Here is a 12,660-nt window from a genome sequence, read left to right as displayed (position 1 = left end):
ATCACCCCCGAAACCGGACTGCTCGCGCTGGTCGTCCCGGCGCGTACCACGGACGCTACGGAGGGACGGACGGGCCGCGCGTCCGCGTCAGGTTCAGTCGCGAGTAAGCGGTGCGTGGACGCTCGTCGCCAGGACCGGGCGTCTCGCTCACGGCCTCGGCCCGACACCGCCGACAGGTGTCCGTCGCGGCCGGTGCCCTTTCCGTCGGAGTCCGGGTTCCGGAGCGGCGGCCGACGAACGGCGCGCGACCGCGAGAGGGGAAGCAGAGGGGAGCAAGAGGGGAAGGACGCGCTCCAGAGTGGCAGGTATGCGTGCCCACCTCTCTCGACGTTCTCGGCCCAGACTGATTCTGGTGATGCCGAGTCACCAGCTCGTCCGCAAGGGGGCCGATCTGGGTTTCCGGATCTGGTCGGTATGGGATCCGAAGCAGTTGGAGGCCGACTTCGCGTCGAGAATCGAAGAGAGCTCGGAGAAGCTCCTGCTGGCCGATTTCGCCGACGAGATCGGGTTGCGCGGAATAATTGAGCGGACCGCAGTGCAACACGGCATTGATGCCGTGCTGCACTGCGGACATGGCGATTCGGTGCTGCCCGTGGTCCGGGAAGCGTGGAAACTCGGCCTGTCCGCGAATCCCCCGGCGGTGTACGAACGGCTCCGGGTGTGCGAAGAGGGCGACGGGGCGCCGACAGAGGCTCCCCGGGTGAGCGTCGAGACCCTGACGGTGGACGGGGCCCATCACGTCGTGGGTGTGACGGCGCAACGCACCAGTGGGCCGCCGCACTTCTTCGTGACGGGCTACCTCCACCCGGCGCCCCTGACCGACGACGAGCGAGCGGCGATCGAGGCAGTGGTGGACGAGCGGTTGACGGCGGTGGGATACCGCTCCGGCCCGGCCCACACGCAGGTGGCGATGCTGCCGTTCGGACCGCGGATCGTGTCGTGCCGGACGCAGCTGGGCGGTGACCGGATCCCCTTGCTCGTGGAGATCGCGCGCGGCTTCGACATGGAGGCGGCGGTCTTCGCCGGACTCGAAGGCCGCAGCCCCGAGGTGCCGATCCCTTTCCGGTACGCGGAAGTCGGCTTCTTCCTCCTGTCCGAAGGGCGCCTGGACACCTACACCGGCATGGAGGACATCGCCGTGACCCCGTGGGTACACGGTGCTCGCTTTCCCTACAGCGTCGGCGATATGGTCGCTCCGATCGGCGACTCACGCTCCCGGCGCGCATATGTGGCCGTCGACGGTGACACACCGGAACTCACGCGCGATCGGGTTGCCAGGGGGCGAAAGGATCTTGTTACTGTCATTCGTCATCCTCTACCGTCGGGGTGAGGAGGCCAATGCGCAGGCCGGGGGGCATGGATGGTGACATCGGAATCTATGGGGGACGATGCGGGCTTTCGTCCGGAGTTCGCCGTCCTCGGATCGCTGGAGATTCGCTGCGGCGGCGCCCTGATACCTGTCAACGGGGCTTTGCAACGTCGTGTCCTCGTGACTCTGCTCCTCGATGCCGGGCGTGTGGTTCCCGTCTCCCGGCTGGTGACGGCCGGCTGGGACGAGCTGCCGCCGGACAGTGCCGAGCACCAGGTGCGCAAGACCGTGGCCAAGCTGCGCAGTCGCCTCCCGCACGGCCCCGAGGTCATCGTCACCGACGGGCCGGGGTATCGCGCGGTCGTCGGGGTCGAACACCTCGATCTGCTCCGGCACCAGCAACTGATGCGCCAGGCCCGCAGGTCGCTGGCAGCGGGGGAGGTGGAACGTGCCGTGGCGGAGCTGCGCGCGGCGCTGGCGCTGTGGCGGGGCCCGGTGCTGTCCGGTGCCGGGGGCCGGCTGATCGATGCCGCCTCGACAGCCCTGGAGGAGCAGCGGATCAGCGCCGCGGAACAGCTCTACGACCTCCGCATCGAAGCCGGCGAGGCCGCCGAGATCACGGGTGAGCTACGGGGCCTCGTGGACGGGCACCCCCTGCGCGAGACGCTGCGCACCCGGCTGATGCTCGCCCTCTATCACTCCGGGCAGCAGGCGGCGGCGCTGGACGAGTTCGCCCGCGTGCGCAAACACCTCGCGGAGGAGCTGGGCATCGACCCCAGCGCGCAGCTGACCGGACTGCACGACCGGATACTGCGCCAGGACCCGTCGCTCGCCCGTCCGGCGCGCCCCGCGACCCGTGTCAGGCGTCCGGCGACGGAGGCCCCCCACACCCTGCCGTTCGACGTGCCCGACTTTTCGGGTCGCCGTGCCGAACTGGCGCGGATCGGCGAGGTGGCCCGTCACGCGCTGCCAGGGGCCCCGACGGTCGTCGCGCTCGACGGCATGGGGGGCTGTGGGAAAACGGCACTGGCTGTGCGCGCCGCCCATCAGTTGGCGGAGTGGTACTCGGACGGCAGTCTCTTCATCGACCTGCGCGGCTTCACGGCGGGCCAGGACGCGCTCAGCCCGTTCCACGCACAGGGGGACCTCCTCGCTGCCGCCAGCATCCCGAGCGAGGAGTTGCCCACGGTGTCGTCGGGGCGCGCCGCGCGATGGCAGTCCTACATGCGGAGCCGTCGCATGGTGCTCATCCTGGACAACGCCGCCTCCTCCGAGCAGGTCCGCGCGCTGATTCCCGCCTCCTCCGACAGCCTGGTCCTGATCACCAGCCGTCCGAGGCTGACGGGGCTCGACGGAGTCGAATGGCTCTCCGTGGGCGCGCTTCCGGAGCAGGACAGCGACCAGCTGCTGCGCGCGACCCTCGGTGCCGAGCGCGTCGACAGGGAACCGGACGCCGCCTCGGATCTGGTGCGGCTGTGCGGGAGTCTTCCGCTGGCGGTCAGGATCGCCTCCGCCCGTCTGGCGAACCGTCCGCACTGGACCGTGCAGCGACTTGTGGAACGGTTGCGTGATCACAGTCGGCGCCTGGACGAGCTCACGAGCGAGGGCCGAGGGGTGGCCGGGACACTGCTGCTGTCGTACCAGTCCATGCCGCGTGAGCAGCAGTCCGCCTTCCGGCTGCTGGGGCATCATCCGGGACGCTATCTCGATGTCCAGGAGGCCGCGGCCCTGCTCGACACGGACGCCTTACAGGCCGAGGACGCGCTGGAAGAGCTGGTCGACGCACGGTTGCTGGAGGCCAGGGAACCGGGCGTCTACGCCCTGCACGACCTGGTGCGCAGCTTCGTGCAACGTATCGTCCAGGCTTCGCGGGAGCCGGGGGACGAGCCGGCGGTGCTGCGGCTCCTGGACCACTACCTGGGTATGACCAAGCATGCGTGCGACGTGGTGTTCCCCGGGCGGCGGCGCATCAGGGACGACGGAGAACACCAGGTGGAGGGCACGTTCGATCACAAGGACAAGGCGCTTCACTGGCTCGACCAGCACCGGGGCAGCCTTCTCGCGGCGGTGGACGCCGCGCACGAGGGCGGGCTGCTGTGGCATGCCGCGCGGCTGCCACGTGAGCTGGGCTTCCACTCCAGCATCCGTGGCTACGACTTCAGCGCCAACCTCGCGCTGGAGAAGGGGGTCGGGGCGTCGCGGCAGCTCGGGGACCGCTCTCTGACCCGCCTCAACCTGATGAACCTGGCCATGGGGAAGTGGCGCCTCGGGCAACTGCGGGAGGCGATCGGTTTGCTGGAGGAAGCCGTGGTGCTGTCCCAGCAGATGGCGGATGAGTACAGCGAGGCGGAGTGCCAGGCGCGGCTTGGGCAGGCCTACAGCAGCATGGGAGAGCTCGAGCACGCGCTGCGGCTCAGCCAGGAGGTCAGCAGACGCGCCAAGGAGCTGGGTTTCACCCGACTCGACGGTTCCTCGCTCAGCATGCTGGGCCTGATCCTGGCGCGGCTCGGGCGGTTCGAGGAGGCGAGGCGGTCCGCGGAGCGGGCGGTCGCCATCTTCGACTCCATCGAGGAGATCCAGCTCTCCGTGACCGCTCTGAGCTATCTTTCCCGGGCGTTCGAGGGCCTCGGCCGCCACGAGGAGGCGCTCGCGCGGGCCGACGCCGCACTGGAGAGGTGCCAGCAGATCGGCATGCCCGCGACGCTGCCGCTCGTCCTCGCCCGCAGAGCCGATGTGTTGGTGCGCTTGGGAGCACTGGAGGAGGCGGCGGAGAGCGCCGACCACGCGCTGTCCAAGGCCGCCAGCAGCACGGACAACATCAACCGCACCACGGTGCACCTCTCGGCGGGGCTCGTGCGGTACGCGCAGGGGCATCTGGACACGGCGATGGCCCAGCAGCGACTGGCACACGAGATCGCCTGCCGGATGGAACTGCGCTACGACGAGGCGTGCGCGTTGTGGCACCTCGCCCGCACCGCCGAGGCCCAGGGCGAGCTGCGAATGGCACGGCAGCACCGGTCAGCTGCGGACAGCCTCTTCTCCCTCATGAACGTGCCCGAGAGCGCGCGGTGAGTCCCGTGCAACGGTCGCTCCCAGCGAGGGGACCGGGCGGGTGCCCGGAGGGGAACCGGCAGGGAAGACCGATTGCCAGTCTTGGCGGAGTCGAGAACGACGCGTCTTCCCTAAGGAGCTTCCCATGCTGTTCCCCTCCGCTGCTGTCGCCGCCTCCGTCATCGCGCTCGGAGTCGTTTTGAGCGGATCCCCGGCCGCGACCGGCACGGACATGCAGCAACCGGCCCAGCACCACGCTGTCGCCACCGAGTTCGAGGCGTACACGGTCATGGTCCAGCCCGCGACGGACCACGGCAACGGCTGAGCGGACCGGCCGCGGCCCGCCGACAGCGCCCGGCCCGTTCTTGCCGCACACGCACGGACGCTCGTCCCGCCCATGAGGCCGAACGCACACGAGCGACGCGAGGCTCGCGATCCCCGCACGCGGGAACCCATCGATGACAGCGGGGCTCTTCTCTCACTCATTGTCGGGGGGCAACACAATGACCATTCGGGTGCTCGTCTGTGACCAGCTGCCGGTGATCGCGGACGGTCTCAAGACTCTTCTCGACGCGGTGCCGAACATCGAAGTGATCGGTACGACCCACAACGGCATGGAAGCCATCGTCCTGGTACGCACCCTGCGTCCGGATGTCGTGGTCACGGATCTGAACCTCCAGACCATCTCCGGCCTGGAGATGATCCGCAGACTTGGGCAGGAGGACGATTCGCCCCATATCGTCGTATTCACTGCCGCCGACACCGACGAGACGGTGAGCGACGTGCTGCATGCCGGCGCGAGCTGCCTGCTCGGCAAGGACGTCAGTCCTCAGGAGCTGATCAGCGCGGTCCACGGGGCGGCGGCAGGCCAGACCGTGCTCGCGCCGAACATCGCACAGCGGCTCGTCACGTGGTTCCGAGCGCAGCCGGAGCCCCAGAAGGCCGAGACCTGTCCGGAAGTGACCGAGCTGACCCCGCGGGAACGGCAGGTGACCCGGATGGTGGCCCAAGGTATGTCCACCGAGGACGTGGCTCGCGAACTGATCATCGGCGAGGCCACGGTCAGGACCCATCTCTACCGCGTCCGCACCAAGCTGGGCGTCCGCGACCGTGCGGAGCTGGTGTCACTGGCCTACCGGACCGGGCTCATCCGCTCGGTCGCCCACGCCCACGCCCACGCCCACGCCGGCACGATGACGTTGTCGCTGCGTGGCTCACGGGCCGGCTGAACGACGGCAGGGGTGCCGTCCGCGGCCGGGCGCTCCCCTCGAAGCGTCGTTGAGGCCTCACGCCGGGCCCGCGACGCCGGCTACGGCCATCTGCTGCGTTGTCAGGAACGCCCGCACACAACCCGGTATGAGGGCGCCCCTCCGCCGTGCAGCAGACCGCATCTGACGCTGCGAGCTGATCCGGCGCGGGGTCTCGATCACACGCTCAGCGTGCGGCACTCCGGGCCATCCTGAGCTGGTCGGCGCCGACCATCCGCCAGAGCGCGGCGGGGTCCCCGTAGCGGGTGGACTCCGCCGCCGCCAGCCGGAAGTACCGGTGCAGGCCCAGCTCCGACGTCATCGCACGCACCCCACAGCTCTGCATGCTCGTGCGGACGACGTCACGCGCGGTCTCGGACGCCATGGCCAGGGCGCTGAGGGGCGCGGTGCGGGCGGCGAGTGGCTCGGACTCGACCAGCCAGACCCCCCGGTGGACCGCCGCCCTCGTCGCGCGCAACGCCACCACCGCGCGTGCGAGAGGGAACGACACCGCCGGCAGATCGCGCAGCCGCGTGCCGAACTGCCGGCGACGACCGACGTACTCCACGGCCACGCGGTGCGCTCCCTCGGCGATGCCCAGCAGATAGCCCGCCTGCCGCAGTCGTGCGCGCGCGAGCGGGCCGGTGGACGCCTCGTCCTGGACGGCCACGACGTCCGCGGCGAGGACGGGTGCGGCTGCGAACCGGACGGTCGGCGGCCAGATCCCGTCCTGTGTGGTGACGCCGTCCGCCGCGCGCTCCACCGGGAACAGCACCGGCTCCCCGTCGACCCTGGTGGCCACCAGGAACAGGTCGGCGCTCAGGTCGTCGACGGTGGCCGTTCCGGTCAGCGCCCAGCCGCCGGCACGCGGTGTGGCGGTGACCCCACTGCCGGTGGGCAGGGCTTCGAAGCCCGCCAGAGCCACGCTCGGCGCACCGACGCCCAGATCGGCCGCGAACGCGTCGGCCCGGTAGGAGTTACCGCACGCCGCTCGGCCGAGTTCCTCGCTGACCACGATTCCGGCATGCAGACCCAGGCCGAGCCCGTCGGCGGCGGCCGGACGCTCGAAGTCGGCTGCCTCCAGTGCCTGGAGCACAGCACGGGTGGGGCCGTCGACGCCGTCGGTCACCGGAGAGCCGTGCAGCTCGATCCGGGCGGGGACACCGGCGAGTCCGGCACGCAGGGCCGTGCGCAACTGGAGGGTGAGTGGGTCGGGCGTGAGGTCCATGTCAGTCTCCCTGTCCGATGGAGTCGAACGAGGCGGCCACGAGCTGGAGCATCACCTCGGAGGTGCCGGCCGAGAGAGTCAGTCCCGGAGCCTCCCGGTAGGCGGACTCCAGGGTCACGGCCGCTCCGGTGCGGTCGGCCCGCTGGTCGGGGCTCGGGATGTCGGCGGCCCGGACCGCGATGGCCTGGGCGAGTTCGCTGCTGTGGTATTTGGCGACGGCAGTCGCGACCTGGTCGACCCGGTCCGCCGCTATCCCGGTGAGAACCTCCCAGGCGAGGACGTGGTCGGCGGCGAGCGCGCCGTGCCAGCGGCCGATCTGCTCAAGGAGGCCGCTGGGCACGGCCTCCGGTTCACCGTCGACCAGGGCTTCGAGGGCGGCGTCCAGCCAGCGCTCCGCCTTCAGGTAGTAGTCCAGGCCCGTGCGTTCGATGGCCAGGGCCTCGTTGAGCAGCGGCCAGCCCTCGTCGCGCGGACCGAGCAGGTCCGCGCCCGGCACCACGACCGCATCGAGGTCGACCCGGTGGAAGTGCTCGTCACCGATGCCGGGGATCACCGACACCGCCACACCGGGGGCTCGCAGGTCGACCAGGAACAGACTCATGCCCCGGTACGTGCCCGCGCCCGGCGTCGTACGGGCCGCGCACAGGCCGAAGTCGACGAAGCGGGTCTTGAGACTGAACACCTTGGTGCCCGTGATCCGGTAGCCGTCGCCGTCCGCCTCGGCGGTCGTCCGTAGCGAGCCCAGGTCGGAGCCCGCGTCGGGCTCCGTGTACAGCACCGACGCGAAGCTCTCGCCGCGGGCGATGGACGGCAGATACCGTCGCTTCTGCTCCTCGCTGCCCGCCATCAGCAGGAACTGGCCGACGATCTGGACGGTGTTCACATGGAGCGTGTCCGGCACACCGGCACGGACCATCTCCTCGGCGACGATCGCGGCGTCGGTGAGCGAGCGGCCCCGGCCGCCGTACTCGACGGGCCAGTGCACGGCGAGCAGGCACAGCTCCCCGAGCAACCGATAGAGCGGGCGCGCGTCCGGCTCGACACCGAACGCGCCGGTGGCCGCCGCCGCCGCGGCCTGGACCTCGGGACGGCGGAGGGTGTTCCGCACATCTGCCCGGAACCGTTCCTGATGCTCTGTGAAGCCGAACCGCATGTGTCTCTCCTCAGGAGGCGAGGGTCGCTTCGATCGCCGCGACGACCCGGTCGATCGCTGGCTCGGTGAACAGGGTGTAGTGGTCGCCGGGCACGCGCTCGGCGCGGAAGGGGCCCGCGCACACCGCCTGCCACTGCTCTTCCACGGCGACGTGCGGGGAGGCGACGAGCACGGTGACGGGTCCCCCGTACGGGGCCGGCGGGCGGTAGGCCCGCATCGACAGGGCGGAGCACCGGAACGTCGCGAAGCGAGAGGCCAACTCCTCCTCTGTCAGCTCCAGTTCGACGCCGAGATCCATGAGGGTCTTCCCGAGGTCGGCCGTCCCCGCGGCCGAGTCGTCGAGGACCGCGGCCACCTCGGGGCCCGCGCGTCCGGCCAGCCGTGCGACGTCGTGCACGAACCGCTGCCGCACCGTGGCATCGTCCAGCGGCACGGAGTCCTCGTCGTAGGCGGCGTCCAGGAGGACCACCGGCGGCTTCTCTCCGGTGTCCTCCTCGATCTGCCGGGCGACCTCGAAGGCGAGCACGCCCCCGTACGACCATCCGGCCAGGCAGCAGGACGCGGGCAGGCCGGTCTCGGTCAGGGAGCGCGCGATGCGAGCGGCGGTCGCGGCCATCGCCTCCCGCGCGGGCACCTCGGTGTCCCGGGGGTCGGCGGCGAAGCCGGTCACGCCGATGTCGCCGCGCAGCGCCCTGGCCAGCGGGATGTAGCAGAACAGCTCGCCGCCCGAGGGGTGCAGCAGGATCACCTGCGCCGGCCCGGCCTCACGCAGGACCACCGGCGCCCTGACGGCGTCCTGCCGGGGCGGGCCCGACAGCGTGTCGAGCGCACCGCCGCCGTCAGTGGGGCCCGTGGCGCGGGCGGCGTCGATGATGGCGGCCAGATGAGCAACCGTGGGAGAGGAGAAGAAGTCACCGAGCGTGACCTCGACGCCGAACCTGCGTCGGATCGCCGACATCAGCTGGACGGCCTGGAGGCTGTTGCCTCCCGCCAGGAAGAAGTCGTCGTGGACGCCGATACGGTCGTCGTGCAGGAGAGGGGCGAGCACGTCGTCCAGCAGCCTGCGCTCGGTCCCGGTCAGTGACGCGTCGCTGTGCCCCTGGCTCGGCCCGGTGAGGTCGGGGGCGGGCAACCTGCGCCAGTCGACCTTGCCGCTGCTGGTGAGCGGCAGCTCGTCGAGGACGACGAAGAAGGACGGAATCATGTACGAGGGCAGGAGCGTGCCGAGGTGCTCGCGTACCGCGGGCACCTGCTGCTCAGCCACCCCGGTCAGCCATGCCACCAGGTGCTTGTCCCCGTTGTCGTCGCTCCACGACCGGACGTTGACCGGACCGATCCCCTGAAAGCCGGTCAGCGCCGACTCCACCTCGCCCAGTTCGATCCGCAGGCCGCGGATCTTGACCTGCTGGTCGATGCGGCCGAGGAAGACGAGGCGCCCGTCGGGCAACCGTTTCACCAGGTCACCCGTTCGGTAGAGGCGACCGCCGGGTGCGGTGCCGAACGGGTCGGGGACGAACTTCTCGGTGGTCAGCCGGTCGCGGTTGAGGTAGCCGTGCGCCAGACCTGCGCCCCCGATGACCAGTTCGCCCGGTACGCCGACGGGGACCTGGCGCAGCCCGGGGTCGAGGACGTGCGCCACGTGGTTGGCCATGGGCAGGCCGATCGGCGGGGACGCGTCCCAGGTACCGCCGCACTCCTCGACGATCATCGTCACGGTGCACTCGGTCGGCCCGTAACCGTTGAAGAGGCGCCGGCCGGGGTTCCACCTGTTCACCAGCTCACCGCTGAACGCCTCGCCGCCGACGAACGCGATGCGCAGGTCGGTGAGGCTCTCCGGCGTGAGCAGCGACATCACGGTCGGCGGGAGGTCGATGACGGTGATCCGGGCCTGTTCCAGCAGCGCCTGGAGTCGTTCGATCGACAGCCGTTCCTCATCGGTCGCCAGGCACAGGCGGGCCCCGGTCAGCAGGGCCGAGAAGGTCTCGAAGACGGAGACGTCAAAGGTGGACGAGGCGAACCCGAGTACCCGGTCGGCCGGCGTCAGCTCGAACAGATCCCGCGTGGAGTCGATGAAGTTGACGACGCCGCGGTGTTCGAGGAGCACACCCTTCGGTTTCCCGGTGCTGCCGGAGGTGTAGAGGACGTACGCGATGTCGTCCGGCCCCGCCGCGAGCGGGGGGTTGTCGTCCGGCAGCGCCGTCAACGCGTCGCGGACCTCGTGCAGCATCACGACGGGCGCGTCGACCCCGCTCACGGCCTTCTCCGCGTCGGCGTGCGCGAGCACCACGCGCAACCGGGCGTCGTCGGCGATCTCGGTCACGCGCCCGGGGGGGTGCGTCGTGTCGAGAGGCACGAAGGCCGCACCGGCCTTGAGCACCGCGAGGATCGCTGTCGGCAGGTCCAGGTTCCTGCGCAGACACAGACCGACCCGGGCGCCCGGCTCCACACCATGCGCCCGCAGCAGGGCGGCGAGCCGGTTCGCGCGGGCGTTCAGCTCGCCGTAGCCGGTCTCGACACCCGAGACGACGACGGCCACGCAGTCCGGGATCTCCGCCGCGCGCGCCTCGAACTCCGCTACCACGGTGGACTCACGCACCGGTCGGACCGGCCCGCGGGCCGCCTCGACGAGGAACGCCCGGTCCGTGGCGCTCAGCATCTCCGCCGTGGACAGCGAGGCGTCCGGGGCCGCGGTGAGGGCGTGCAGCAGCCCGTCGTAGTGCTCGGCGAACCGGGCGATGCTCCCGGGGTCGAACAGGAGGGTGTTGAACTCGACGGTGAGATCCGCGGCGGCCCCCGGCTCAGGCCGCCGGCTCAGGCTCCAGCTCATGTCGAAGCAGGAGGTGTGGGTCGGGCTGTCCTCGTGCGAGATGGCGATCCCGGGCGGGGTAGCGACGGTCTCCTCGGCAGCCGCGTCCGTCTCGGCGAACACGATCTGGAAGACGGGGGAGCGCAACGGGTCGACGACCGGGTCCACCGCCTCGACCACCTTGTCGAAGGGCAGACCTGCATGCTCGTCGGCCTCCGCCGACACGTGGGCGACCCGCCGGACCAGTTCGCGGAAGGTCGGGTCGCCGGAGAGGTCCGCGCGCAGCACGCGGACATCGGTGAAGCGCCCCACCACCGAGGACACGCTGTCGTGGTGACGGTTCTCGTCCGTCGAGCCGATCACCAGGTCGTCGAGGCCCGTGTACCGGTGCAGCAGCGTGCAGAACGTGGCGATGAGGACGTCGCGCGGGTTCGCGCCCACCTGCCCGGCCAGCTCGTCGGCCCGCCGCACCGCCTCGCCCCCGACGGTGAAGCGGGCGCGGTCGACCGCGTAGGTGCGGGTCTCGCCACGCGGCCGGTCGGTAGGGAACTCCAGGCCCTCGGCGCCCGCCAGCTCGGTGCGCCAGTACGCGGCGATCCCGTCCAGGTCGGTGCTGCCGAGCCGGTCGTGCTGCCACTGGGCGTAGTCCGGGTACTGCACGGGCAGTTCAGGCAGGTCCGGCGAACGGCCGCAGGCCGACGCCGTGTAGAACGCGGCGAGGTCACGTATCAGTACGCCGCGCGAGCGGCTGTCGCAGACGAGGGCGGGCAGGTCGAGCAGGAACAGATGGTCGTCCGGCTCGACCCTGATCAGCGCCGCGCGCCACAGCGGCGTCCGGCCCAGCTCGAACGGTTCGGCGGTCCGCCGGTCGACGAGGGCTCGTGCCGCCGCGATGCTCTCCACCTCGACCAGCGGCAGGTCGATCGGAACCTCGGTGGCGACCACCTGCGCCGGGGCGCCGTCGCGCTCGGCGATCGTGGTCCGCAGCGCCTCGTGGCGGCCCACGGTCGACGCCAGCGCCTCACGCAGCGCGCCCGCGTCGAGCCTGCCCCTGAGACGCAGGCACAGCGGGGCGCCGGGGACGGAGTCGCCGACGAACCGCAGCGTCCGTTGCGCGTGGGAGAGCGGCGTCGGGCCCGTGTGGCCGCGCGACGCCGGTCCGCGCCGTGCCGCGGTTTCCACCTGTTCCCTCAGCCGTGCCAGGAACTGTGTGCGGCGTTGTTGGGGGAGTGCGGTGATGCGGTGGGTGTCGGTCACCTGCGACTCCTGGGGTGTGGCGGTGTGGTGTCGGTGGGGCTGTTGTCGGGGTGCGAGGGGAGGCGTGCCAGCTGGTGGATGGCTTGGGTGAGGATGTCGATGCTGTGTTGGTATTCGGAGAGGACGATGTGTTCGTGGTCGGTGTGGTCGAGGCTGCTGTCGCCGGGGCCGTAGGTGGCCATGGGGATGTTCCAGACCTCGGCGAGGGTGTTCATGTCCGAGGTGGCTGTTTTGACCTTGAGGCGGGGCTGGGTGTGGTGTTGGCGGATTCCGGTCGTCAGTGCGCGGACGACGGGGTCGGTGCGGTCGACTCGGCAGGCGGGGACGTTGTTCTGGATGTCGAGTGTTCCGGCTGGTAGGCGGGTGCGGAGCCTTTGGAGGAGTGTCCGGGTGTCGAAGTCCGGGGGGAGGCGGATGCTCATGTCTGCTGTGGCCGAGGTGAGGTCGGCGGTGAGTCGGCTGAGGGTGGCGCCGGGTTGGTCGAATGTGCTGTGTCCGGCGTTCGGTCCCAGGAGTTCGAGCAGGGTGTTCCAGCAGGCTGCGGCGAGTTCGGATGCTTTTGGTTCCGGGTTGCTGGGGTGGGTGGCGGGGCGGGTGACGGTGTAGCGC

Annotated in this window: 8 protein-coding genes; 4 read left to right on the top strand and 4 right to left on the bottom strand. The window is 70.8% G+C overall.

Annotated features, from left to right (window positions below; genetic code table 11):
- Positions 1-355 precede the first annotated feature (355 nt).
- The 4 genes from HCJ92_RS03080 to HCJ92_RS03065 all read left to right on the top strand — a co-directional run bounded on the left by HCJ92_RS03080 (position 356) and on the right by HCJ92_RS03065 (position 5,589).
- Positions 356-1,330: an ATP-grasp domain-containing protein gene (locus HCJ92_RS03080; RefSeq protein ID WP_245240539.1), complete on the top strand. Its 975-nt coding sequence runs from the start codon at positions 356-358 to the stop codon at positions 1,328-1,330.
- A 48-nt stretch (positions 1,331-1,378) separates the two neighbouring features.
- Entirely contained in the window at positions 1,379-4,381 is a 3,003-nt protein-coding gene (locus tag HCJ92_RS03075) for an AfsR/SARP family transcriptional regulator (RefSeq protein WP_167931819.1), read from the top strand.
- 124 nt (positions 4,382-4,505) lie between these two features.
- The gene (locus HCJ92_RS03070) at positions 4,506-4,685 is read left to right on the top strand and encodes a hypothetical protein (protein WP_167931818.1); all 180 of its coding nucleotides are present in this window, start codon (positions 4,506-4,508) and stop codon (positions 4,683-4,685) included.
- A gap of 178 nt (positions 4,686-4,863) precedes the next feature.
- Positions 4,864-5,589, top strand: coding sequence for a response regulator (locus HCJ92_RS03065; protein ID WP_245240535.1), 726 nt, complete (start codon positions 4,864-4,866; stop codon positions 5,587-5,589).
- A gap of 205 nt (positions 5,590-5,794) precedes the next feature.
- On the opposite strand, the gene HCJ92_RS03060 is transcribed toward HCJ92_RS03065, so the two are convergent.
- The 4 genes from HCJ92_RS03060 to HCJ92_RS03045 form a co-directional block, all read right to left on the bottom strand.
- A complete protein-coding gene (locus tag HCJ92_RS03060) occupies positions 5,795-6,835 on the bottom strand; it encodes an acyl-CoA dehydrogenase family protein (RefSeq protein ID WP_167931817.1) in 1,041 nt (346 codons plus the stop codon).
- A 1-nt stretch (position 6,836) separates the two neighbouring features.
- Positions 6,837-7,988, bottom strand: a complete 1,152-nt coding sequence (locus tag HCJ92_RS03055; RefSeq protein ID WP_167931816.1) for an acyl-CoA dehydrogenase family protein — start codon at positions 7,986-7,988, stop codon at positions 6,837-6,839.
- A 10-nt stretch (positions 7,989-7,998) separates the two neighbouring features.
- Entirely contained in the window at positions 7,999-12,051 is a 4,053-nt protein-coding gene (locus HCJ92_RS03050; RefSeq protein WP_167931815.1) for a non-ribosomal peptide synthetase, read from the bottom strand.
- A partial coding sequence (locus tag HCJ92_RS03045) for a M20/M25/M40 family metallo-hydrolase (protein ID WP_167931814.1) occupies positions 12,048-12,660 on the bottom strand: 613 nt, incomplete at its 5' end. The genes HCJ92_RS03045 and HCJ92_RS03050, both read right to left, overlap by 4 nt.

It is taken from the genome of Streptomyces spiramenti (assembly GCF_012034385.1).
GTDB lineage: Bacteria > Actinomycetota > Actinomycetes > Streptomycetales > Streptomycetaceae > Streptomyces > Streptomyces spiramenti.
Note: the sequence above shows the minus strand (reverse complement) of the source record. Positions and strands in the feature narration are given on the sequence as shown.